This is a genomic window from Nocardia aegles, assembly GCF_052545135.1.
Window position 1 is genome coordinate 825585 of sequence record NZ_JBQWRI010000002.1, and the last position, 23833, is coordinate 849417.

The window sequence follows — 23833 nt, forward strand, 5'->3', positions numbered from 1 at the left end:
ACGACACCTCTTCTCAGGCCGCCGCGACGGCGGGTTCGGCATACGCGACGGCGAGCTCGCCGCGGTCCACCGTGACACGGATGGTGCTACCCGGCTCGATATCGCCGCGCAACAGCGCACGACCTATCTTGGTCTCGACCTCGTGGGCGATGTACCGCCGCAGCGGCCGCGCACCGTAGACCGGGTCGAAACCGTGTTCGGCGATGAGCCGGCGCGCTTCCGGCGCGATATCCAGGTGGATCTGCCGCTCCGACAACCTGTTCCGAAGATCGGTGAGTTGTAGCTCGACGATGTGCTCGATTTGGGGCAGCGTGAGCGGGGTGAACAACACGATGTCGTCGACCCGGTTGAGGAACTCCGGACGGAAGTGCCCGCGCAGTTCCGCCAGCACCCGCCCCCGGGCATCCGGTTTGATCTCGCCGTCGGCTGTGACTCCCTCGAGGAGATACTGGGATCCGATGTTGGAGGTCATGATGATCACCGTGTTCCGGAAATCGACCTGCCTGCCTTGAGAATCGGTGATCCGGCCGTCATCGAGCACCTGCAGCAGGGTATTGAAGACATCGGCGTGGGCCTTCTCGATCTCATCGAAGAGCACGACGGAGTACGGCTTGCGGCGTACCGCCTCGGTGAGCTGGCCGCCCTCGTCGTAGCCGACGTACCCGGGGGGCGCACCGATGAGCCTGCTCACCGTGTGCCGCTCCTGGTACTCGCTCATGTCCAGGCGCACCATGTTGTCTTCGCTGTCGAAGAGGGCACTGGCCAGCGTCTTCGCGAGCTCGGTCTTTCCCACGCCCGTCGGGCCCAGGAAGATGAACGAACCGATCGGCCTGCGTGGGTCACGGATACCCGACCTTGCCCGGATCACCGCGTCTGCGACCAGTTGCACGGCCTCGTCCTGACCGACGACCCTCTCGTGCAAAATCTCGTCGAGCTTCAACAGCTTCTCCCGCTCGCCTTCCTGCAGCCGGGCGACCGGGATACCCGTCCATGCGGCCACGATCTCTGCGATCTCGTCTTCGGTGACCACTTCACGCAGCAACGGATTCCGGCCCTGCCTGGTGGCCAGTTGCTCCTCCGCCGCCTCGAGTCTGCGTTCCAGCTCGGTGATCTCGCCGTATCGCAGCTCGGCCGCGCGGTTGAGGTCGTAGTTGCGCTCCGCCTCCTCGGCCTCGTGGCGCAACCGTTCCAGTTCTCCCCGCAGCTCCTGCACCCGCCGTATCGCCTGCCGCTCGGCCTCCCATTGAGCGTGCCTGGCGTCGGCCTCGGCCCGTAGGTCGGCCAACTCCTTACGGAGCTCTTCGAGGCGCGCCTTGCTGGCCGCGTCCGTTTCTTTGGACAGCGCGGCCTCTTCGATCTCCAGCCGGGTGACTTTCCGGGTGAGCTCGTCGAGTTCGGCGGGCATCGAGTCGATTTCGGTGCGTTGCCGAGCGCATGCCTCGTCGACCAGGTCGATCGCCTTGTCCGGAAGGAAGCGGTCGGTGATGTACCGGTGCGAGAGGGTCACGGCGGCAACCAGGGCGCCATCCTTGATCTTCACGCCGTGAAACACCTCGAGTCGTTCCCGAAGTCCGCGCAGAATCGAGATCGCATCCTCGATGCTGGGCTCGTCGACGAGAACGGTCTGGAAGCGACGCTCCAGTGCCGCATCGGATTCGATGTGTTTGCGATACTCGTCGAGAGTGGTGGCGCCGATCATGTGTAGTTCGCCGCGGGCGAGCATCGGCTTGAGCATGTTGCCGGCGTCGAGAGACCCGTCGCCGCCGACTGATCCCGCGCCCACAACGGTATGTAGCTCGTCGACGAACAACAGGATGCGCCCCTCGGCCGCCTTCACCTCCGACAGCACCGCTTGCAGTCGCTCCTCGAACTCGCCGCGGTACTTCGCGCCGGCCACCAGGGAACCCATGTCGAGCGAGAAGATCGTCTTGTCGCGCAGGCCCTCGGGCACGTCGCCGCGGACGATCCGCTGGGCGAGTCCCTCCACGATCGCGGTCTTACCGACGCCGGGGTCGCCGATCAGCACCGGATTGTTCTTCGTCTTCCGGCTCAGGATCTGCGTTACCCTGCGGATCTCGGCATCTCGGCCGATGACCGGATCGAGGTTGCCTGCTTGGGCCTCGGAGACGAGATCGCGTCCGTACTTCTCCAGCGCCTCGTAGGCCCCTTCCGGGGTCGCCGATGTGACGCGCTGATGGCCGCGCACTGTGGTCAAGACGGCGAGGAAGGATTCTCGCGTGACCCCATGACTGGCGAGGACCCGGCCTGCCGCAGTGGCCGACCCCTCCTCGGAGAGGGCCATCACGAGATGCTCCACGGACACGTAGGAATCCTTGAGTCGCTTCGCCTCCCGTTCCGCGGCGTCGAGCAACTTGGCCAGGCGCTGGGTGATCATCACCTGACCGGGCGTCGCGCCGGGGCCGCTGACCTTCGGCCTACGTGAGAGTTCACGTTCCAGATCGGATCGCAGGGCATCGACGTTGGCGCCGACCTGCTCGAGCAGTCGAGGTACCAGCCCTTCCCGCTGATCGACCAACGCGAGCAGCAGGTGCTCTCCGTCGACCTCGGTGTGACTCATTCTGGTCGCTATATTCTGGGCTTCCTGCAGGGCTTCTCGTGACCTTTCAGTCAGGCTGCCGGTATCCATGGGGTGCCCTCCTTCCGCGGGAAGCTGCTTCGAGTTTCTCGATTCGATCCAGCAGATCGAGCACGAGCCCGATTGCCGAGTAGTTCAGGCCCAGACCGGTCCGCAGCCGTTGGATGCGGGCGGCATGGGCCACTTCGGATGGTTCGAACGACATCTCGCCGCCGGCGTCGCGGTGGGCGTCGAGCAGGCCGAGCGCCACGAGCCGTCGTGCCAGATCCGGGTGCAGTCCGGTACGTTCGGCGAAGGCATCTGGCGACAATCCGGGACGGCGAACCAATACGTACCGGGTGACCGGGCTCGGGGTGCTCATGTCTCTTTCCTCGGATCGAAGTTAGATTCGGTGGCCAACTGCTCGAACAGCTCGCGCTCGCGTGCTGTCGGTTTCGACGGCACCATTACCTTGATCTCGGCGTAGAGATTGCCGTTGGCGCCACGCGGATTGGGCATTCCTTCTCCGCGCAGCCGCAGCTTCCTTCCCGTTGACGAGCCCGGTACCACTTTGACTTTCGCCTCGCCACCCGGGGTGGGAACGACGACAGTCGACCCGAGCACCGCCTCCCATGGCGATACGGGCAGGTCCACATAGATGTCCCGGCCCTGCACCCGGAACCGGCGATGCGGCTTGATCCGCACCACGAGGTACAGATCCCCAGGCGGCGCGTCACCGTTGCCCCGCCCGCCTTGCCCGGCCAGCCGGATTCTCTGGCCGTCCAGGACACCGGCGGGAATGTCGACGTCGTACTGACGTCCGTCCAGTCTGAGTGTGTGTTTGCCGCCCCGATACGCCTGTTCCAGAGTCAGTTCCAGTTCCGCTTCCTGATCGGCGCCGGGAATCGGCCCGTACCCGCCGGCGCCGCCGAACATCTGCCCGAAGAGGTCCTCGAAGTCGACTGCGCCCTCGCCACCGAAACCTCGACCGAAGTGCACCCTTCTGCCCGCGCCGCCGTACCCACCGGCGCTTGCCCGGACCCGTTCGTCGTAGTCCTCGGGCACACGCCGGAAGTCCTCACCGAATCGGTCGTAGCGTTTCCGGGTGTCCGGGTCGGACAACACCTGGTAGGCCTCGTTGGCCTCCTTGAACTTGTCCTCCGCAGTGGGGTCCTTGTTCACGTCGGGGTGATACTTGCGCGCCAGCTTGCGGTACGCCTGCTGGATTTCGTCGGCGCCGGCGCCGCGCGAGACACCGAGCACTTCGTAGTAGTCACGCGCCATCGGTGCTCACCCCTCGGGTCGGCTGACGACCACCGCGGCGGGACGCAACTGCCGACCGTCCTCCCCATAGCCCGGGCGCAAGACCTCGATCACGGTCCCGGAGGGAACGTCCGGTTGGGCCACCACGCTGACCACTTCGTGTAGCTCCGGGGAGAACGGCACACCGACCTCGTCGTGGCGCTCGAAGCCGAACTGCGCCAGCACCTGCACCGCCTGCTCCCGGATCGCCCTCACGCCCTCGACGACAGCCTGGGGATCGCTGCCCGCATGGGCCAGCGCGAGCTCCAAATTGTCCAGCACCGGGAGCCACGCAGCGGAAACCTTCGCCACCTCAGCGGCGCGCGCACGGTCCAGATCCTTGGCAAACCGCTTGCGCAGGTTGTCCAGATCTGCAAGGGCCCTGCGCCAGCGGTCCTCGAGCTGAGCCAACTCGGCCGCGGTGTCGGTGCGATCAGGCGCCGTCTCGGTCTGATCCCCGTCGGTAGCCGACTCGGTAGTCGACTCGGTCGTCGAATGATCTGCGGACCTTTCCATCGTGTGCCTCAGCTTCGATCGAATTCGGCGTCGATCACGTCGTCGTCATCCGACGACGCAGCGTCTGCGCCGCCTGCCCGGTGTCCGTCTCCGCCGCCGGCCTGGACCGGTGCGAGCCCGTAGAGCAGCTGCTGCAGTTCGGAGGTGAGTGGCTCTACCTCCGCGGGTGGAGCATTGTCTTTCACGGCTTTCCTGGCGTCGGCGATCAGCATCTCAGCGCGTGCCTTGTCGTGCGGTGGGGCACTGTCGCCGAGTTCGGCGAGTCGCCGTTCCACTTGATAGGCCACCGAATCGAGCGCGTTGCGCGCGTCGACCGCCTTGCGCAGCGCCTCATCTTCGGCCCGGTTCCGTTCGGCCTCCGCAAGCATGCGCTCGACCTCGCTCTGGTCGAGATTGCTCTGCTCGCTGATCGTGATGCTCTGCTCCTTACCGGTGTCCTTGTCGCGGGCGGTGACGTGGAGGATGCCGTTGGCGTCGATATCGAACGTGACTTCGACTTGGGCCTCGCCACGGGGTGCGGGGCGGATGCCTTCCAGCCGGAACCGACCGAGCACCCGATTGTCGGCGGCCCGTTCGCGTTCGCCCTGCAGGACCACGACATCCACTGCGGGCTGATTGTCTTCCGCGGTGGCGAACACTTCACTGCGCCGAACCGGGATCGTCGTGTTGCGCTCGATGATCTTGGTCATCACCCCGCCCTGGGTCTCGACGCCGAGGGACAGCGGGGTGACATCGAGCAACAGCACATCGGAGACCTCACCCTTGAGCACCCCCGCCTGCACTGCGGCACCGAGCGCCACGACCTCGTCCGGGTTGACGCTCATGTTGGGGTCCTTGCCGCCGGTGAGCCGGCGAACCAGCGCCTGCACCGCCGGAATACGTGTCGAACCACCGACCAGAATCACCTCGTCGATGTCGTTGGCGGTGACCTTGGCGTCACTCATCGCCTGCTTCACCGGGCCGAGGCAGCGTTCCACCAGATCCGCCGTCAGATCCTCGAACTTCGATCGCATGATCGTGGTGGTGAGGTGCTTGGGACCGTTCGCGTCAGCGGTGACGAAGGGCAGGTTGACCTGGGCCTGCGTCACCGAGGACAGCTCGACCTTGGCTTTCTCTGCTGCCTCGAAGAGGCGCTGCAACGCCTGGGCATCCTTGCGCAGATCGATGTTCTCCGCCCGTTGGAATTCGTCGGCGAGGTAGTCCACCAGACGTCGGTCGAAGTCGTCGCCGCCGAGGTGGGAGTCGCCGGCGGTGGCACGAACCTCGACCACTCCCTCGCCGACGTCGAGCAGGCTCACATCGAAGGTGCCGCCGCCGAGGTCGAAGACCAGTACGGTCTCGTGGGTCTGCTTGTCCATGCCGTATGCCAGTGCCGCGGCGGTCGGCTCGTTGATGATCCGCAAAACCTCGAGCCCTGCGATCCGGCCGGCGTCCTTCGTGGCGTTGCGCTGCGCGTCGTTGAAGTAGGCGGGAACGGTGATGACCGCTTCCTTGACCTTCTCACCGAGGAACTTGCTCGCGTCGTCGACGAGCTTGCGCAGCACGAGGGCACTGATCTCCTCCGGCGCGTACTTCTTGCCCCGCACGTCGAATCGAGCCTCACCGTTGTCACCCGGTACGACGTCGAAACTGACCGCTTTGGCCTCCTCGGAGACCTCGTCGAAATGACGTCCGATGAAGCGTTTCGCCGAGTATATCGTGCCCTTCGGATTCAAGATCGCCTGCCGTCGGGCGAGCTGACCCACCAGCCGCTCCCCGCTCTCGGTGAAGGCCACCACCGACGGCGTCGTCCGCGCTCCCTCGGCATTGGAGATCACCCCCGGCTCGCCGCCTTGCCAGCTTGCGATGACCGAGTTCGTGGTGCCCAGGTCGATACCTACAGCGGTCGCCATGACTCATTCCTTTCGATCGGTCCGGCCGGTGAGCAGGCGGACGGCTTCGTCCGCGACCTCGACGTCGGCGAGGACTTCGTAGTGACGTGGTTGTAACGACTGGATTGAGGTGAAGTCGCGCCGGCCGCCCTGCAACGCGTACATGAGTAGGCCGAGCAGGGCGCCGACAACAGCGCCGAACACCAGCCCGTAGCAGGCGAGCACGAGGCCTGTGAGCAGCGGCTGGACCCAGTCGAGTAATCCGAAGATCCAGCCGAACAGTGCGCCCGTCAGCCCACCCGCGGCGGCGCCTCGCAGAGCGGCCCAGCCGTAGTTCAATCGGCCGACGACCTGCTCGACCACCTCGATGTCACGTCCGACGATGGCCAATTTGTCGACCGTGAAATGCTGGTCGGAGAGGTAGTCGACGGCGCTTTCAGCGTCGGCGTAGTTGTCGAATGTTGCTACTACCTGGCGGGCAGGTTGGTGCGGACGTACCGCGGAGGTTCCACGACTGGACTCTGACATCACGCCCCCTGGACGTCGATGATTCGGTGTTCGCCGAGCCGGCGCGAACCAGTTAGGCGTCCGGCCGGTCGGTCAACCGCTTGAACTCACGGACGCCTCAACCGCTGAAAGTTCTTCATCCGCCTGTAGGCGTCGACAGAACGGGAGGCGGTGTCGTCCACACCCCGGCTGGGGCATACGAGTGCCGGAACCCGCTCGAGGCGGCTGGTGCGCGCACTCCGGGCATCAGCCACTAATCCGGTGCTTCCACGAGTAGAACTCCGATACGAAAGATCGGGACTGCTGAGCGGTGTGACACGGTCCCAGCAAGTCGAAAATAGGAAGCCAACTACGCCACACAGTGTAGTCACGGAAGCACCGGGAGTCACGGCTCCATGCCCGTCGGCTGTCAGGAGGAAGGGCCGTGCGCCGGTATGTGAAGATGGCCCAGTCGTGCGGGATGGGCCGTGACGGCGGTATCGAGCAGTCGACCGACGAACTGCTGACGAAGGTGATCACCGGGGTGCGGCGAGCGCGCCCGAACGCCAGGAGCGAGGCATGGGAGGCCGTCGCTGCCCAGTCCGAGCAGATCAAGCAGTGACTGGACCAGGACTTGACCCTGACCAAGATCCACGTCCTTCTGGGCCGGCGCGGGGTGGTGGTGTCGTATCGGACGTTGCATCGTTACGCGACAATCGAATTGGGATTCGGGCAGAAACGGACGACGGTGCGGGTAGCCGACTGCGAGCCCGGCGCGGAGGTGCAGGTGACTTCGGGCGGCTCGGCCTGCTCGCCGACCTGGAGGGTCGGGGCCGGGTGGTGAAGGGATCCGGAGGACTTGGACCTCACGGGCCCGCATCGTTGGGGGTCAACAGGCCCCAGCGGCAGCCAATCTGTATGCACAGGCACGTGGGATTCGGACCCACAACGCAGGCGATAAAGAGAGGGGGGCAACACGATTCGCGCACGTCGGCGGGATCAGCTACCGGTCTTCGTACTGCGGACACAGAACGGATTGTGCGGCGACGACCCAGATAGCGGAAGAATGCATGTCCTTACCATTCCGATGCAGGTGCACCACGACCTCGGTAGAGCTGTTCCCGTCTCCTAGCTCCTGACATATGGCGTAGCCGAGGCCGATGCTGGAGTCCGCGACCCTAGGTACTGCTACAGCCGGGTCCTCACCGAGGGCCACAAGTCTCTGCAGGAACGAGTCCTCCGTTGGCGTGTGCGCGGACGCGACCCCGGCGAACACCCCCGCCGCGAGCATGGGCAAAGTAGCGGTAACCGTGATAACAGCCAGCCGCCGGTGGATTCCCCTCATCAGAGTCCCTCTCTCGCAACCATACGTCTGGAGCGACGCCGCTTCACTCTAGCGGGACCTGGTGGGGGCCAACGGAAAATAGCCGGGAAAGTCACGCCGCCCGACGGAGTTCGTCTGAAGCGGCCTGCCCGCTGAGCTCCAGTGCCCCCGCTGGATAGCCGATCGGCCACGCTAGCCGCCCCCTTCGGTGGACGTGGTGGCGGTCACGAGCGAAGCGAGACGAGGCAGCACCGATTCACCGTACGCCGCCAAAGTCGCGTTCTTCGCGTCGTGCTGGAGATAGACGGCGAATTGGTCCACGCCGAGCCCATCCAGCTCCCGCAACCGGGACAGCTGGTCGTCGGGCGTGCCCAGCAGGCAGAAGCGGTCCACGATGACATCGGGCACGAACTCGGCATGGACATTGTCCGCGCGCCCGTGCAGGTTGTAGTCGTACCCGCGCCTGCCTTCGACGTAGTCGGTGAGTGCGGCCGGGATGTCTGCTGCCGTACCGTATTTCGCCACCATCTCGGCCACGTGATTGCCGACCATCCCGCCGAACCATCGGCACTGTTGCCGCGCGTGCTCGAGCGCCGCGTCCGTCCCGTCGGTGACATAGGCGGGTGCGGCGACGCAGATCCGGACCGCCGCCGGGTCGCGGCCCGCGCGCTCGGCCGCGGCCCGCACCCGGGCGATGGTCCAGGCCGTGATGTCCGGGTCGGCCAGTTGCAGGATGTACCCGTCGGCCACGGCACCGGTCAGGTCGAGTGCGCGGGGTCCGTAACCCGCCACCCACACGTCCAGCCGGGAGTCGGCCGCCCACGGCAACCGTACGACGGTGTCGTCCACCCGCGCGCTGCGGCCGTTGCCCAACTCGCGGATCATCTCGATCGCTCGCCGCAGCGTCGCCAGTGTGGCGGGCCTGCCGCCCAGCGTGCGCACCGCCGAGTCGCCGCGGCCGATCCCGCATATGGTGCGGTTGCCGAACATCTCGTTGAGCGTGGCGAAACTCGACGCGGTCACCGTCCAGTCCCTGGTGGCCGGGTTGGTCACCATCGGGCCGACCATGACCTTGCGGGTGGCGGCCAGGATCTGGCTGTAGATGACGTAGGGCTCCTGCCAGAGCAGATGTGAGTCGAAGGTCCAGACGTGGGAGAACCCGTAGGTTTCCGCGAGCCTGGCCAGTTCGATCACTCGCGAGGCCGGGGGCGTGCATTGCAACACCACACCGATGTCCATGCGGCACTTCTCCGTTCCGAGCGTCGAGAATCAGATCAGGTTCTGCGCGAGTCCACGTACGACGAACCGGCCGTGCCCCGCATGCCCGAGGTAGACACCGTCGTCCACGATCACCCGGCCCCGGGACAGCACCGTGTCGACGTGACCGTCGATCTCGAATCCCTCGTAGGCCGAGTAGTCCATGTTCATGTGGTGGGTCTTGCCGACGCCGATGCTGGTGTGGCCGTCCGGGTCGTAGATGACGATGTCGGCGTCCGCACCCGGACCGATCACCCCTTTGCGCGGGTACATGCCGAACATCCGCGCCGGTGTGGTGCAGCAGACGTCGACCCAGCGTTCCAGCGGAATCCGACCGGACCGAACGCCCTGGAACATCAGGTCCATCCGATGCTCGACGCCCCCGATGCCGTTGGGGATCTTGCTGAAGTCGCCGAGCCCCATCTCCTTCTGGTCCTTCATGCAGAACGGACAGTGATCGGTGCCGACGGCCGTGACGTCGCCGGTGCGCAGGTACCGCCACAACTGGTCCTGATGCCCTTCGGCCTTCGATCGCAGCGGCGTGGAGCACACCCATTTGGCGCCCTCGAACCCCGGCGCGCCGAGCTGGTCCTCGAGCGAGAGATACAGGTACTGGGGACAGGTCTCGCCGAAGACGTTGCGCCCGGCGTCGCGGGCGGCGGCGATCCGGGCCAGCGCCTGCCCGGCCGACACGTGCACGACGTACAGCGGCACGCCGGTCAGCTCGGCCAGCATGATCGCGCGATGGGTGGCTTCCTCCTCGAGCTGCCACGGTCTGGTCGTGCCGTGGAAGTACGGCGCGGTGTCGCCTCGGGCGAGCGCCTGCTCGACCAGCACGTCGATGGCGATCCCGTTCTCCGCGTGCATCATCACGAGCGCGCCCAGCTCCGCCGCGGTCTGCATGGCGCGCAGGATCTGGCCGTCGGTGGAGTAGAAGACGCCCGGGTAGGCCATGAAGAGCTTGAAGCTGGTGACGCCCTCGGTCACCAATTCCCGCATGGCCTTCAAGGATTCCGCGTCGACGTCGCCGATGATCTGATGGAAGCCGTAGTCGATCGCGCACTGTCCGGCCGCTTTCCCGTGCCAGGCGGCGAGCGTGTCCTGGACCTGTTCGCCTTGTCTCTGGACGACGAAGTCGATGATGGTGGTGGTGCCGCCCCACGCGGCCGCGCGGGTGCCGGTCTCGAAGGTGTCGGAGGCCTCGGTCCCGCCGAAGGGCATCTGCATGTGGGTGTGACCGTCCACGCCGCCGGGGATGACGTATCGGCCGGTCGCGTCCAGCACGCGATCGGCGGACGCGGCGAGATCCGCGCCCAGCGCGACGGAGCCCGGCTGCAGGACGGCGGCGATGGTCTCTCCGTCGACGAGCACGTCGAGCGGCTGCGCTCCGGTGGTGGAGACCACCGTGCCGCCGTGGATGAAAACGCGCGCCATGTCCTTCTCCCCGGTCTCAGGGGGCCACGAGCGGCCCGTAGGCGTCGGGTCGGCGATCGCGGTAGAACGCCCAGCGGTCGCGCACCACCTTGATCAGGTCCATGTCCAGATCGCGGACCACCAGCTCGGGGTCGGTGTCGGAAGCGACCTCGCCGACGAACTTGCCTTCGGGGTCGACGAAGTAGCTGGTGCCGTAGAAGTCGTCGTCGCCGTACTGCTCGGCGCCGACCCGGTTGATGGCGCCGATGTAGTACTCGTTGGCCACCGCGGCCGCCGGTTGTTCCAGTTTCCAGAGGTAACCGGACAGGCCGCGCGACGTGGCCGACGGATTGAACACGAGTTCCGCACCGGCGAGGGCCAGCGCCCGCCACCCTTCCGGAAAGTGCCGGTCGTAGCAGATGTACACGCCGAGTTTGCCCACCGCGGTGTCGAATACCGGCCAGCCGAGGTTGCCGGGCCGGAAATAGAACTTCTCCCAGAATCCGTGCACGTGCGGAAGGTGGTGTTTGCGGTACTTGCCGAGATAGCTGCCGTCGGCGTCGATCACCGCCGCCGTGTTGTAGAGCAGACCCGGCTGTTCCTGTTCGTACACCGGCAGGATCATCACCAGGCGCAATTCCTTCGCCAGCGCGGCGAATCGCTCCGTCGTCGGCCCCGGGACGGATTCGGCGTAGTCGTAGAACTCGGTGTCCTGCCGCTGGCAGAAATAGGGCGCGTAGAACAACTCTTGGAAGCAGATCACCGACGCTCCGTGCGCGGCGGCGCGGCGCGCGTAGTTCTCGTGCGCCGCGAGCATCGATTCCTTGTCACCGGTCCAGTTCGTTTGGACCAGCGCCGCTCGAACGATTCCCATGCCTCGTTATACGTCAGCCGGAGCCGATTGCGTGGTCCGACGACAGCCGCGAAACATTTTGTAGCCAATCCGTGGCAACCGCGGTCACGGCGACATCCGAACCGCGCCCGCCCCGCGCAATCGAGCCGTACTCCTCCACCCGGTCGGGCGAGATGGAATGATTCGCGCTGCATCGTCCGGTGCGCAACCCGAATGAAGGAGATTTTCAGCGGTGAGCAGCGAAGTGCAAGCGCGAGAACTCGTCAACGGCCGGCGCGCGGGGCGCCGGGGCATACCGTGGCGATCGCTGCGGATCGTCGGGGTGCTCGCCGTCGGCGTGGCGCTGGTGGCGTCCGCGACGGGTGTCGTCTCGGCGGCCCCGTCGCCGGCCCGGGAGCAGGGCCCCGCCGGCTGTGGTGTTCCCACCGCGGGACAGCCGAACGGCAAACAGTGGCCCGCCGAACCCGGCATGTCCATTGATCCCAACGCGCACTACACGGCAACGCTGATCACCACGTGCGGCACCGTGACCGTCACGCTGGACGCCGCCCGCGCGCCGCGAACGGTCAACTCGTTCGCGTTCCTGGCCGGGGAACAGTACTTCGACCACACGAGGTGCCATCGGATCACCACCGACGGCATCTACGTCCTGCAATGCGGCGACCCCACCGCGACCGGCATGGGCGGGCCCGGCTACCGGTTCCCCGACGAGAACCTGGCGGGCGCGACCTACCCGGCGGGCACGATCGCGATGGCGAACTCGGGCCCCGACACCAACGGCAGCCAGTTCTTCCTGGTCTACCGGGACGCGCCGCTGCCGCCGAACTACACCCCGTTCGGCCGGGTCACCGCGGGCATGGATGTGCTGAAGGCCATCGCCGCCCGCGGCGTCAAGGACGGCTCCTCGGACGGCGCACCGGCCGTCGACGTGGTGCTCGATTCCGTCGCCGCGCGCAACTGAATTCCGGCGCCCACGGTGGCGGCGAGGATCGGACGCCGCCGCCGTGGGGTCGGCCTGCCCGGTCCGCGCAGAACACGACCTCCCAAGAGATGACCGTCCCCGTCAGGACACCGCGGCGCGTCGACGCAGCAGCAGCGCCATCGCCGGTTCGACGAACCGGCTGACGATCGGGCCCAGAACTGCCATCAACAGCACATAGGTGGTGGCCAGTGCGGCGAATTCGTCGGGCACCGCGCCCGCGGCCACCGCGAGCCCCGCGATGACGATCGAGAACTCGCCGTGGGCGACCAGGGCGGTTCCCGCGCGCGCCCGGCCCAGACGGCCCGCACCGGCTCGCTTGGCCGCCCACCATCCGGTGGCGATCTTGCTGGCCGTGGTGACCAGTGCCAGCAGGCATGCCCAGCCCAGCACCGGCGGAATGCTCGCCGGGTCGGTACTCAGGCCGAACAGCACGAAGAACAACGCGGCGAACAGATCGCGCAGCGGTTCCAGAAGCTTGGTCGCGTTGTGCGCGGTCGAGTCCGAGATCGCGATGCCGAGCAGGAACGCGCCGACCGCCGCGGACACCTGCACCGCGGAGGCCGCGCCCGCCACCAGCAGCGCGGAACCCAGCAACTTCAGCAGGAAGATCTCCCGGTCGGCGCTGTCGACGATCGCGGAGACGTAGCGGCCGTAGCGCAGCGCGACGATCAGCACGACGGTGACCGCCGCCAAGGCGATGGCCAGCGTCTTCAGTCCGGCGAGGAAGCCGACACCGGCCAGCACCGCGGTCAGCACCGGCAGGTATCCGGCCATCACCAGGTCTTCGAACACCAGGATCGACAGGATCACCGGCGTTTCCCGGTTACCGAGCCTGCCCAGATCGTCGAGCACCTTCGCGACGATGCCCGAGGATGAGATGTAGGTGACCCCGGCCATCGCGATGGCGCCGGTGAACCCCCAGCCCAGGCCGAGCGCGACGAGCACACCCGGCGTCGCGTTGAGCACGATGTCCAGCACACCCGCGGCCCACGATCGGCGCATCCCGGTGACCAGTTCCGGCGCGCTGTATTCCAGGCCGAGCAGCAACAACAGCAGGACGACGCCGATTTCGCTGGCGAGATGGATGAAGTCGTCCACCTGCCGCAGCTCGACCAGGCCACCGGTGCCGAACAGCAGCCCGCCGATCAGGTACAGCGGAATGGGCGACATGCCGATGCGCGCGGCGATCCGCCCGAGCAGGCCGAGGCCGAAGAACACCGCGCCCAGCTGGATCAGCGCGAGCGCGGTCTCGTGTGCCACCATGCGCTCAGCCGTCCAACAGGATCTTGGCGGCGGCCTCGAGGCCCTCCACGGTGCCGACGACGACGAGCACGTCCCCGGCGGTGAAGGTGAAGTCCGGCCCCGGTGAGGGAATCGGCTGCCCGCTGCGGACGACCGCGACGATCGACGCCTTCGTCCGGGTGCGCATCTGGGTCTCACCGAGCCTGCGCCCGTCGAAGCGGGAGCGGTCCGGGATGGAGAGCTGTCGGGTGGTCAGTCCGGTGAACTCGCGGTGTTCCTCGCGCAGCTGCTCGACCAGTTGCGGCGCGCCGAGCAGGCTGGCCAGCACGGCCGCCTCTTTCCCGCTCAGCGGTACCTGTTCGGTGTCGTCGGGGTGGTCCGGCTTGCTCACGATGAGGTCCATCGTGCCGTCGCGATGGACGATCACCCCTATCCGGCGTCGCGTATTGGTCAGCGGGAAATCTTTGCGCACACCGATACCCGGCAGGGGTGTCACCTCAACATTCACGACCCCACCCTATCGACCGGCCCACCACACCCCGCTCACCGAGTGACCGAATTGTCCATATTTCGCCGGTTCCGCACGCCACTCCGGCCCGGCGAGATGGACCACGTTCACCGCCCGTGGTAAGAGAGATGACGTGTCCCGTACATCGTCTCGTCGCCGAGCCGTTGCATTCCGTTTCCGCGACGACCGCGCCGTGCGAGTGCGGTGACCGTCGCCCGAGCGGTGAATCGGTTGCTTCGGCCGGGTGCGGTCGCCACCGCCGCGGCTGCGCCGCACGCGGGCGCCGCGGCGTACCGACACGATCTGGACGGGCTGCGTGGCGTCGCGATAGCGCTGGTCGTGGCGTTCCACATCTGGTTCGGCCGGGTGTCGGGCGGCGTGGACGTGTTCCTCGTACTGTCGGGGTTCTTCTTCACCAGCTCGCTCCTGCGCGAGGTGGCAGCCACCGGCTCGGTCCGCATCGTGCACACCGGTCGGCGGCTCGCGCGCAGATTGTTGCCCGCGCTCGTGACGCTGCTGGCGGCCGTGGTCGTGGCGACCGTGCTACTGCGCCCGTTCACCCAATGGGGCGATATGGCGGCGCAGACGCTGGCAGCACTGCTGTACTACCAGAACTGGTATCTCGCGCTGTCCTGGTCGGACTACCTCGCCGCCGATCCGTCGGTGAGCCCGCTGCAGCATCTGTGGTCGATGGCGGTGCAGACGCAGTTCTACCTGCTCGCGCTGGTAGGTGTGGCGGCGGTCGCGCGCCTGTGCCTGCGTTTCGCCCACCCCGGGGCGGTGCGCCCGGCCTTGGCGATCGTGCTCGCCGCGGGCGCGGCGGCCTCGTTCGCCTACGCCGCGCAGGGCACCGCGGTGCATCAGGGCTGGAACTACTACGACAGTGTCGCCCGCGCCTGGGAGTTGTTCGCCGGTGCGCTGCTGGCGATCGTGGGGCCCCGGCTGTCACCGTCGCGCTCGGTGCGGGTCGCGGCGGCCGTCCTCGGCGCGGTGGCAGTGCTCAGCTGTGGTTGGTTGATCGACGGCGCCGACCGGTTCCCCGGTCCGGCCGCCCTGGTCCCCGTCGGAGCCGCGGTGGCGCTGATCGTGGCGGGCGGCGGTCTCGCCGCCGCCGAGCAGCCGCTGCCCAATCGGCTGCTCGGCACGCCTGCCGTCGTGCGCCTCGGCGACCTGTCCTACGCGCTGTATCTGTGGCACTGGCCGATCCTGATCTTCGTGCTGGCGCGGACCGGAGCCGCGACCGCGGGACTCGGCATCGGGCTGGGTGTCATCGGGGCGTCGCTGGTACTGGCCTATCTGACCAACCGCTTCGTCGAGGAGCCGCTGCGGATGCGGTCCGGCCCGGCGGGCCGGGAGACACCCACCCACGTACGCCGTACCGGCCGGCTGGTCGTGGCGCTCGGCATCGCGGTGCTCGCGGCGTCGGTCGGCGAACGGGTAGTGACCAGGGCAAACCCGCCGCGTGCGGTGGCCGCGCTGGACTCGGCGCGCTACCCCGGTGCGGAAGCTCTGGTCAGTGGCGCGAGCACGCCCGAGGCTCCGATGCGACCGAGCGTGTACGAAGCGCCCGCTGACGCCGCGTACCCCGCGCGCGACGGCTGCATCGCGGACTGGGACACCCGCGACGTCCTCACCTGCACCTATGGCGACGCCGCCGCGGAGCGCACCATCGCGGTGGTGGGCAGCTCACATGCCGAGCACTGGGTGCCCGCCCTCGACCTGCTCGCCCGCGAACATTCCTTCCGGGTCGAGGTCTATCTGAAGATGGGCTGCCCGCTGACCGTCGCGGCGGAACCGATGTACAAGGGCGAAGCCAATCCGGACTGCCGCGACTGGTCCGTGGAGGTGATCGACCGCCTCGGCGTCGAACGCCCGGAGTGGGTCTTCACGACGGCGACCCGCCCTCGGGACGGCGCGGGCGACGAGACCCCGACCGACTATCTGGACGTCTGGAGCCGCCTGGCCGACCGGGGACTCAACGTGCTCGCCATCCGAGACACGCCGTGGCTGCGCCGCGACGGCGTGCGCTACCGGGCCATCGATTGCCTCGCCCAGCAGGGCGATCGGATCAGCTGCGGGATGCCACGCGAAGCCGCGCTGGACGAGGTGAATCCGGCGCTGGAGTTCGCCGCCTCGTTCCCCAATGTGTTCCCGTTGGATCTGTCCGACGCGCTGTGCGAACGCGACGTGTGCGCGGTCACCGAGGGCAACATCCTGATCTACCACGACGAGCACCACCTCACCGCCAGCTATTCGCGGTCGCTGGCGCCGGAACTCGGCAGGCGCTTGGCGGCGATCCTCGGCTGGTGGTGAGGCGCGGCGGCCCGGTCGATTCAGCCGCAGATGTCCGCCCTCGACGCCCGCTATCCCCGGTTCGGGCTGCCCCGCGTGCTGCCGGCTGTCCCCTACCGCGCGTGACCCGCACTCCCCGACCGGGAAGGGCCGCGCCTCCGTGGAGACGCGGCCCTTCCTGGTCGGCGGAACCTTACAGGTACTGACCGGTGTTCGACTCGGTGTCGATGGCGCGGCTGGCGCTGGCGTTCTTGCCGGTGACCAGCGTGCGGATGTAGACGATCCGCTCGCCCTTCTTACCCGAGATGCGTGCCCAGTCGTCGGGATTCGTGGTGTTGGGCAGGTCCTCGTTCTCGGAGAACTCGTCCACGATCGAATCGTAGAGATGCTGGATGCGCAGACCGGGGTTGCCCGTGTCGAGCACCGCCTTGATGGCGTACTTCTTGGAGCGGTCCACGATGTTCTGGATCATGGCGCCGGAGTTGAAGTCCTTGAAGTACAGGACCTCCTTGTCACCGTTGGCGTAGGTGACCTCCAGGAAGCGGTTGTCCTCGCTCTCGGCGTACATCCGGTCGACGACCCGTTCGATCATGGCGTTGATGCACAAGACCTTGTCGCCGGCGAACTCGGCCAGATCGTCGTCGTGCAGCGGCAGGTCCTCGGTGAGGTACTTCGAGAAGATGTCCTGCGCCGACTCCGCGTCCGGACGCTCGATCTTGATCTTCACATCCAAGCGGCCCGGCCGCAGGATCGCCGGATCGATCATGTCCTCGCGGTTGGAGGCGCCGATCACGATGACGTTCTCCAGGCCCTCGACGCCATCGATCTCCGACAGCAGCTGCGGCACCACCGTGGTCTCGACGTCCGAGGAGACGCCCGAACCACGGGTGCGGAAAATTGAATCCATCTCGTCGAAGAACACGATCACCGGCGTGCCCTCGGACGCCTTCTCGCGCGCCCGCTGGAAGATGATCCGGATGTGGCGCTCGGTCTCACCCACGAACTTGTTCAGCAGCTCGGGGCCCTTGATGTTCAGGAAGTACGACTTGGCTTCCTTGGCATCCTCACCGCGCGCCTCGGCGATCTTCTTGGCCAGCGAGTTGGCCACCGCCTTGGCGATGAGCGTCTTACCGCAGCCGGGCGGACCGTAGAGCAGCACGCCCTTCGGCGGACGCAGCGCGTACTCGCGGAAGAGATCCTTGTGCAGGAACGGCAGCTCCACCGCGTCGCGGATCTGCTCGATCTGCCTGCCGAGACCGCCGATGTCGCCGTAGTCGACGTCGGGCACCTCTTCCAGCACGAGGTCCTCGACCTCGGCCTTCGGGATGCGCTCGAAGGCGAATCCGGCCTTCGTGTCGACCAGCAGCGAGTCGCCCGGCCGCAGCTTGCGAATGGGGGAATCGGGATCGTCCAGGTCGTCCATCTCGGCGACCTTCGCCAGCGGGCCGGCCAGCCACACCACGCGCTCCTCGTCGGCATGGCCGACGACCAGGGCGCGACGGCCGTCGTCGAGGATCTCCCGGAGGGTGCCGATCTCGCCGACCGCGTCGTAGTACCCGGCCTCGACGACCGTGAGCGCCTCGTTGAGGCGGACGGTCTGACCGTATTCGAGCGTCGAGGTCTCGATGTTCGGTGAACAGGTCAACCGCATCTTGCGCCCCGAAGTGAACACGTCGACCGTCTGATCGTCGTACACACCGATCAGAATGCCGTATCCGCTCGGCGGCTGACCCAGCCGATCGACCTCCTCACGCAGCGCGACCAACTGCTGGCGCGCTTCTTTGAGGGTGTCCATCAGCTTCGTGTTGCGAATGGTCAGCGAATCGATGCGGGCTTCCAATTCCCGTGTGCGATCCGGCGAGTCGGCGAGTTGCCTTCGGAGTGCAGCCGCCTCGGCGCGTACCGCCTCGAGCTCTCTCCAGGCCGCCGAATCCGAATTCTCGATGGGGCTCATGTGCTGCTCCTCCCAGTCCCGGTCTATCAACGCTACCGGGCGCGACCCGTTCTCGCTTTCCGACATGGTTTCGTGGTGATCACATCTGGGCCGCGATCGGCGGCCGGACCACCATGTTAGCCTGCCCTAACCCGACCCTGGCGAGCCTGCTCGCCGCTCGAGCCGAAAGGTTGCCGACCATGCTCCTTCCCGCGAGAACCCTGCGTGTTTCCCTCGCCACCGCCGCGGCGGCGCTGGCCATTTCCGGCGCGGTAGCGGGGTGCGGCTCCGGCGACGACTCCACCAGCACGGCGACCTCGGCCACCACCGGCGCCGCCGCGACGGGCACCCACGAGCACTCGGCCCCTGCGACCGGCGCGCCGACCGCCGAGACCTTGCAGGCGGTGCTGGTGAAGCTCACCGATCCCGCTGTACCCACCGCGGAGAAGACCAAGCTGATCGTCGACGGCGAAAAGCGTACGGCGAACATCGACCAGATGAACGCGGGACTGCAAGGCTACGCGCTCACCTTCGCCGTCGCCGACATCACCACCCAGGGCAACACCGCGAACGCGCAGGTGACCATCACCTCCCCGCACGGAGCCGCCCCTGCCGTTCCGCTGACCTGGGAAAACGTCGGCGGCACCTGGAAGCTGTCGGACGCGAGCGGCTGTCTGCTGCTCGGCTTCGCGCAGGCACCCTGCGCCCCGGCCTGAGTCGCGCCGGGCGGCACGCCGCAGGCCCGCCCGGCCGCCGCGCTCAGCCCTTGGACGGCCTGCGCTGCGGCTTGGGCGTGACGGTGCCCTCGGCGAGCCTGCGGGCGCTGACCAGGAAAGCGGTGTGACCCTGCATGCGATGTTCGGGCCGCACGGCCAGACCGACCACATGCCACGGGCGCACCAGCGACTCCCAGGAACGGGGCTCGGTCCAGCACTCCTGCTCGCGCAGCGCTTCGACCACCCTCGACAGCTGGGTGACGGTGGCCACATAGACGATCAGCACGCCGCCCGGCACGAGCGCCTTGGACACCGCCGGGAGCGCGTCCCACGGCGCGAGCATGTCCAGCACCGCGCGATCGACCGGCTCGCCGGTGTAGTCGGCCACGTCACCCACGGTCAGCGACCAGTTCGCCGGACGCTCGCCGAAGAACGTCTCGACATTGCGGATCGCGTGCTCGGCGTGGTCGGCGCGGATCTCGTAGGACAGCACCTGCCCCTGCGGCCCCACTGCCCGCAGCAGCGAGCAGGTCAGCGCGCCGGACCCGGCGCCTGCTTCCAGCACGCGCGCTCCGGGGAACATATCGCCCTCGTGCACGATCTGCGCGGCGTCCTTCGGGTAGATCACCGCGGCGCCGCGCGGCATGGACAGCACATAGTCGATCAGCAGCGGACGCAGAGCGAGGTAGGGCGTGCCGTTGGTGGAATGCACCACGCTGCCCTCGTCGGCGCCGATCAGGCTGTCGTGCTCGATCCCGCCGCGATGGGTGTGGAATTGCTTGCCCGGCTCCAAGACCACCGTGTACAGACGCCCTTTGGCATCGGTCAGCTGCACCCGGTCACCGATGGTGAATGGCCCGGTCCGTCTGGCCGTCATGAATCTCCGTCCCACTCGTTGGAATCCGTGCTGTCACGCACCGGCGTGTCGGTGCCGCCGGATAGCCTGCCAGGTATGTGCTCGCCCGTGTCCACGCCCCCTGCCGACGACGCGCGGGCCGCCCGGCCCGACGCGACGGCCGCCCGCGCCCGGCCCGCGCTGTCGCCTTCCCGGGCAATGGATTTCAAGCAGTGTCCGCTGAAATATCGTTTCCGGGCGATCGATCGGATACCGGAGCGGCCATCGGTGCACGCGGTGCGCGGCACGATCGTGCACGCGGTGCTGGAGGACCTCTACGGGCTGCCCGCGGCCGAACGGCTGCCCGAGCGCGCCGAAGCCCTGGTGCCGCCGGCGTGGGCCCGGGTGCACGCGGAACGGCCGGAGGTGGCGGAACTGATCGCCGCCGGGCAGCTCGACGCGTTCCTCGACGAAGTGCGCGCGCTGGTGCGCAGCTACTACCGGCTGGAGGATCCCACCCGGTTCGATCCGGAATCGCGCGAAGCGCGGGTGGAGGTGGAACTGGCCGACGGCGCGCCGCTGCGCGGGTTCGTCGATCGGATCGACATCGCGCCCAACGGCGCCCTGCGCGTCGTGGACTACAAGACCGGCCGCGTACCGGGGCCGACGCAAGAGACCAAAGCGCTGTTCCAGCTGAAGTTCTACGCGCTGGTAGTGCTGCGCACCCGCGGCCTCGTGCCCGCCCAGCTGCGGCTGGTCTACCTGGCCGACGAGCAGATCCTCACCTACACCCCCGACGAGCAGGAGTTGCTGCGCTTCGAGCGCACACTTTCGGCACTGTGGGCGGCCATCCTGGCGGCGGGCCGCACCGGGGACTTCCAGCCGAACACCGGCTGGCTGTGCTCGTACTGCGACTACAAGCCACTGTGCCCGGCGTTCGGCGGCACGCCACCGCCCTACCCCGGCTGGCCGCGCGGCGGCGTCGCCGAATCCCCGGACGAGACCTTGGCCGAAGCCGTTTCCGACTGACGGGCTAGCGGCCCAGCGCGCCCACCAGGAAGTCCAATGACGTCCCGCGCTCGCCGAGCAGTACGACCGCTGCGATCAAAACAGCGACCAGTACCGCATCGCCCGCGACGAGCAGTAGATTTCGTATCCGCGTCCACGCCGGGCGGCGCTCGGGAACGCCGCCGATCGTCGGGGTGGTCGCTCGGCTACCCGGCTCCGTCCCGGCTTTCTCGTCGTTGATCCTCTCCGACACGCCCGACAGTCTGCCCGATGGGCCCGGGAATTTTCGAGCCCATCCGCGAATCCGGCCGGAGGATATTTCCGTGTGCCGGGTCGCCGATCCCGAATTGCGGGACCGGTGACGGAGGTCGGGCCGGATGCTCATGGCGCGAAGCCCCCTCATGCGGTGAAGTTGTGAAAGAGCAGTACCGAAAGACCCAGGCCCACAGCGAGGTTCACGACCGCAGCAGATCCGAACACCACGACCGGCCGCCAACCCGCTTCCCGCAGTCCGCGCAGCGAGAATTCCAAGCCGATGGAGACGAACGCGAAGATCAGGAACCAGGTGCGCAGATCGTTGACGATCGCGATGTGCGCCGCGCCGGATTTCTTGTCGGCCGTCTGCAGGTACAGCGTCCCGATGATCGAGGCGGCGACGAAGCCGAGCACGAACTTCGGAAACCGCTCCCAGAACTGGCGCGGCGAGGGCCGCACCGCACCGGGCGTCGGCTCGACGCGCAGGGTGAAGTACGCGGTGAGCGCGATGGCGACCACGCCGATCAGCGCGTTCTGTGTGGTCTTGACAATAGTGGCGATCTGCAGCGCCTTCTCCCCCGCGATCGCGCCCGAGGCCGCGACCGCCGCCGTGGTGTCGATATTTCCCCCGATCCAGGCGCCCGCGACCGCGTCCGACAGTCCGAAAACCTCCGCCAGCCAGGGCAGCAGGAAGATCGAGGGCAACGCGAACACGATCACCAGCGAGGCCGCGTAGGCGATCTGCTCGCGCCGCGCCTGCACCGCGCCCGCCGCGGCGATGGCCGCGCTGACACCGCAGATCGACACCGCCGAGGACAGCAGCGCGCGCAGTTTGTCGTCCAGCCCGAGGCGTCCGCCCAGCCACCAGGTGAAGCCGAACACGGCCGTGATCAGCAGCAGCGCTTGCAGGATCGACGGGCCCGCCGCGGTGACCAGAACCTTCAGGTTGATCGACGCGCCGAGCAGCACCACACCGGTCTTGATGAAGAATTCGGTACGGAAGCCCGCCGAAAGCCGGTCGCGCAGTGCGAGTTTGCTCAGCACGACATTGCCGAGCAGACCCAGGGCGATGGCGTACACGGGGAATTCGACGGACTTGGCGATCCGCTGGAACGGGGTGTCCACCGCCCACCGCGGGACGTGCGTCTCGAAGTAGCGGGTGAGGGCACCGAGGACGATCACGACCGCGATGCCCGCCGCTATGGCCCCGGCGGTCGGGCGAGACGTCGCCTGCATCGCCTCGGTCTCCGACGTCGGGATCCCGGGCGATGCGGCGCCGATTCCGGTGTCCGCCGGCGTCTCCGATTCCTTCGCCGCTCCGGCGCCGGTCTCGGCCATCACGGCACCAGCCGATCCGGAATCGCGCCGAGCAGGACCAGCGCGATCAGGATCAGTCCGGCGATCGCCGCCAGCCAGTCCTCGTTCCAGGTGAATGTGCTGCCCGACTGCTCCTCGGGTGATGACTGCGACACGGGTGCTCCTTGCGTTTCCTCATCGAGAGGCCGCACGGTAGCAACACCCGGTCGCAGCGCACACCGATTGCGCTCAGCCTGAGCGAATCAGGCGTATCGGACGAAGCCGGCGCTCAGAACGCGCGGCAGGAGCGGATGTCGGTGGCCAGGATGGCTTTCGCGCCCAGATCGGCCAGCTTGTCCATCAGCTCGTTGCTCTGCTTGCGCGGCACCAATGCGCGCACCGCGACCCAGCCGCTGTCGGCCAGCGGCGCCACGGTCGGCGACTCCAACCCGGGGGTGATGACGAACGCCTCGTCGAGCAGGTCCTTCGGGCAGTCGTAGTCCAGCATGACGTACTGCTGGGCGAAGACCACGCCCTGGATCCGGGCGACGAGCTGATTGCGCGCCCGGTCGCTGCGATCGGCGTCCTTGCGCTCGACCAGCACTCCCTCGGAGTCGCACAGCGATTCGCCGAAGGCGACGAGGTTGTGCTGTCGCAGCGTGCGCCCGGAGCCGACCACGTCGGCGATGGCGTCGGCGACGCCGAGCTGGATGGAGATCTCCACCGCGCCGTCGAGGCGGATCACCTCGGCCTCGATGCCGCGGCGGCGCAGGTCGTCGAGCACCAGGTTCGGGTACGAGGTGGCGATGCGCTTGTCGTAGAGGTCCTCGACCTTCCACTCCCGTCCGGCCGGGGCGGCGTAGCGGAACGTGGAGCGACCGAAGCCCAGCGCGAGCCGTTCCTGCACCGGCGCGCCGGAATCGAGGGCGAGATCGCGTCCGGTGATGCCGAGATCCAGTTCCCCGGAACCGACGTAGATCGCGATGTCCTTGGGCCGCAGGAAGAAGAACTCCACCTGGTTGGCCGGGTCGAGCACGGTCAGGTCACGGGAATCGGTGCGCTTGCGGTAGCCCGCCTCAGCGAGGATCGAGACGGCGGATTCGGACAGGGCGCCTTTGTTGGGGACTGCGACGCGCAGCATGGAGGAAGTCCTTTCGGGAGGAGAAACG

23 protein-coding genes and 1 pseudogene are annotated in these 23833 nt (G+C 67.5%); 6 read left to right on the forward strand and 18 right to left on the reverse strand.

Annotated features, from left to right (window positions below; genetic code table 11):
- Window positions 1-13 precede the first annotated feature (13 nt).
- From clpB to ACT89H_RS08970, 6 genes and pseudogenes are all read right to left on the reverse strand, one after another.
- The gene (gene clpB / locus ACT89H_RS08945; RefSeq protein ID WP_445108043.1) at window positions 14-2647 is read right to left on the reverse strand and encodes an ATP-dependent chaperone ClpB; all 2634 of its coding nucleotides are present in this window, start codon (window positions 2645-2647) and stop codon (window positions 14-16) included.
- Window positions 2629-2957: pseudogene (locus ACT89H_RS08950) on the reverse strand (chaperone modulator CbpM). The gene clpB and the pseudogene ACT89H_RS08950 overlap by 19 nt, the downstream one beginning before the upstream one ends.
- A complete protein-coding gene (locus ACT89H_RS08955) occupies window positions 2954-3859 on the reverse strand; it encodes a DnaJ C-terminal domain-containing protein (RefSeq protein WP_445108044.1) in 906 nt (301 codons plus the stop codon). The pseudogene ACT89H_RS08950 and the gene ACT89H_RS08955 overlap by 4 nt, the downstream one beginning before the upstream one ends.
- Before the next feature lie 6 nt (window positions 3860-3865).
- The gene (locus ACT89H_RS08960; RefSeq protein ID WP_445108045.1) at window positions 3866-4393 is read right to left on the reverse strand and encodes a nucleotide exchange factor GrpE; all 528 of its coding nucleotides are present in this window, start codon (window positions 4391-4393) and stop codon (window positions 3866-3868) included.
- Window positions 4394-4401: 8 nt separating this feature from the next.
- Window positions 4402-6285: a molecular chaperone DnaK gene (dnaK, locus tag ACT89H_RS08965; RefSeq protein WP_445108046.1), complete on the reverse strand. Its 1884-nt coding sequence runs from the start codon at window positions 6283-6285 to the stop codon at window positions 4402-4404.
- Window positions 6286-6288: 3 nt separating this feature from the next.
- Entirely contained in the window at window positions 6289-6792 is a 504-nt protein-coding gene (locus tag ACT89H_RS08970; RefSeq protein WP_445108047.1) for a general stress protein, read from the reverse strand.
- Window positions 6793-7195: 403 nt separating this feature from the next.
- Here ACT89H_RS08970 and ACT89H_RS08975 point away from each other — a divergent pair, with 403 nt between their 5' ends.
- Window positions 7196-7372, forward strand: a complete 177-nt coding sequence (locus ACT89H_RS08975; protein WP_445108048.1) for a hypothetical protein — start codon at window positions 7196-7198, stop codon at window positions 7370-7372.
- Window positions 7373-7384: 12 nt separating this feature from the next.
- Entirely contained in the window at window positions 7385-7594 is a 210-nt protein-coding gene (locus ACT89H_RS08980; protein WP_445108049.1) for a hypothetical protein, read from the forward strand.
- A gap of 159 nt (window positions 7595-7753) precedes the next feature.
- Here the strand turns inward: ACT89H_RS08980 and ACT89H_RS08985 are convergent, their stop codons facing one another.
- The 4 genes from ACT89H_RS08985 to ACT89H_RS09000 all read right to left on the reverse strand — a co-directional run bounded on the left by ACT89H_RS08985 (window position 7754) and on the right by ACT89H_RS09000 (window position 11618).
- On the reverse strand, window positions 7754-8095 hold the full coding sequence (locus ACT89H_RS08985; protein ID WP_445108050.1) for a DUF732 domain-containing protein: 342 nt from the start codon (window positions 8093-8095) through the stop codon (window positions 7754-7756).
- Window positions 8096-8266: 171 nt separating this feature from the next.
- Window positions 8267-9313 carry a TIGR03842 family LLM class F420-dependent oxidoreductase gene (locus tag ACT89H_RS08990; protein ID WP_445108051.1) on the reverse strand — a complete coding sequence of 349 codons (1047 nt, stop codon included), beginning with the start codon at window positions 9311-9313 and terminating at the stop codon, window positions 8267-8269.
- Window positions 9314-9343: 30 nt separating this feature from the next.
- Window positions 9344-10765 (reverse strand): dihydropyrimidinase, encoded by a 1422-nt coding sequence (gene hydA, locus ACT89H_RS08995; protein WP_445108052.1) that lies wholly within the window; start codon window positions 10763-10765, stop codon window positions 9344-9346.
- Between the two features lie 16 nt (window positions 10766-10781).
- The gene (locus ACT89H_RS09000; protein WP_445108053.1) at window positions 10782-11618 is read right to left on the reverse strand and encodes a nitrilase-related carbon-nitrogen hydrolase; all 837 of its coding nucleotides are present in this window, start codon (window positions 11616-11618) and stop codon (window positions 10782-10784) included.
- 211 nt (window positions 11619-11829) lie between these two features.
- On the opposite strand from ACT89H_RS09000, the gene ACT89H_RS09005 reads away from it, so the two are divergent.
- Window positions 11830-12558, forward strand: coding sequence for a peptidylprolyl isomerase (locus ACT89H_RS09005; protein WP_445108054.1), 729 nt, complete (start codon window positions 11830-11832; stop codon window positions 12556-12558).
- 102 nt (window positions 12559-12660) lie between these two features.
- Here the strand turns inward: ACT89H_RS09005 and ACT89H_RS09010 are convergent, their stop codons facing one another.
- Together ACT89H_RS09010 and ACT89H_RS09015 are read right to left on the reverse strand one after the other, a co-directional pair.
- Entirely contained in the window at window positions 12661-13842 is a 1182-nt protein-coding gene (locus ACT89H_RS09010) for a cation:proton antiporter (protein ID WP_445108055.1), read from the reverse strand.
- 4 nt (window positions 13843-13846) lie between these two features.
- Window positions 13847-14329: a cation:proton antiporter regulatory subunit gene (locus tag ACT89H_RS09015; RefSeq protein ID WP_445108056.1), complete on the reverse strand. Its 483-nt coding sequence runs from the start codon at window positions 14327-14329 to the stop codon at window positions 13847-13849.
- A 222-nt stretch (window positions 14330-14551) separates the two neighbouring features.
- Between ACT89H_RS09015 and ACT89H_RS09020 the strand changes: the two genes are divergently transcribed.
- The gene (locus ACT89H_RS09020; RefSeq protein WP_445108057.1) at window positions 14552-16642 is read left to right on the forward strand and encodes an acyltransferase family protein; all 2091 of its coding nucleotides are present in this window, start codon (window positions 14552-14554) and stop codon (window positions 16640-16642) included.
- A gap of 172 nt (window positions 16643-16814) precedes the next feature.
- On the opposite strand, the gene arc is transcribed toward ACT89H_RS09020, so the two are convergent.
- Complete coding sequence (arc, locus tag ACT89H_RS09025; protein WP_445108058.1) at window positions 16815-18575, reverse strand: proteasome ATPase; 1761 nt, start codon at window positions 18573-18575, stop codon at window positions 16815-16817.
- A 179-nt stretch (window positions 18576-18754) separates the two neighbouring features.
- Here arc and ACT89H_RS09030 point away from each other — a divergent pair, with 179 nt between their 5' ends.
- Window positions 18755-19270 (forward strand): WKL family lipoprotein, encoded by a 516-nt coding sequence (locus ACT89H_RS09030; protein WP_445108059.1) that lies wholly within the window; start codon window positions 18755-18757, stop codon window positions 19268-19270.
- Window positions 19271-19313: 43 nt separating this feature from the next.
- On the opposite strand, the gene ACT89H_RS09035 is transcribed toward ACT89H_RS09030, so the two are convergent.
- Entirely contained in the window at window positions 19314-20147 is an 834-nt protein-coding gene (locus tag ACT89H_RS09035; RefSeq protein WP_445108060.1) for a tRNA (adenine-N1)-methyltransferase, read from the reverse strand.
- Between the two features lie 75 nt (window positions 20148-20222).
- Between ACT89H_RS09035 and ACT89H_RS09040 the strand changes: the two genes are divergently transcribed.
- Entirely contained in the window at window positions 20223-21134 is a 912-nt protein-coding gene (locus ACT89H_RS09040; protein WP_445108061.1) for a RecB family exonuclease, read from the forward strand.
- Between the two features lie 4 nt (window positions 21135-21138).
- Here ACT89H_RS09040 and ACT89H_RS09045 read toward each other — a convergent pair whose 3' ends face one another.
- The 4 genes from ACT89H_RS09045 to hisG all read right to left on the reverse strand — a co-directional run bounded on the left by ACT89H_RS09045 (window position 21139) and on the right by hisG (window position 23805).
- Window positions 21139-21366, reverse strand: coding sequence for a hypothetical protein (locus tag ACT89H_RS09045; protein WP_445108062.1), 228 nt, complete (start codon window positions 21364-21366; stop codon window positions 21139-21141).
- Window positions 21367-21512: 146 nt separating this feature from the next.
- Window positions 21513-22604, reverse strand: a complete 1092-nt coding sequence (locus ACT89H_RS09050) for a YeiH family protein (protein ID WP_445108266.1) — start codon at window positions 22602-22604, stop codon at window positions 21513-21515.
- Between the two features lie 101 nt (window positions 22605-22705).
- Window positions 22706-22840, reverse strand: a complete 135-nt coding sequence (locus tag ACT89H_RS09055) for a hypothetical protein (protein WP_445108063.1) — start codon at window positions 22838-22840, stop codon at window positions 22706-22708.
- A gap of 113 nt (window positions 22841-22953) precedes the next feature.
- The gene (gene hisG / locus ACT89H_RS09060) at window positions 22954-23805 is read right to left on the reverse strand and encodes an ATP phosphoribosyltransferase (protein WP_445108064.1); all 852 of its coding nucleotides are present in this window, start codon (window positions 23803-23805) and stop codon (window positions 22954-22956) included.
- Window positions 23806-23833 lie beyond the last annotated feature (28 nt).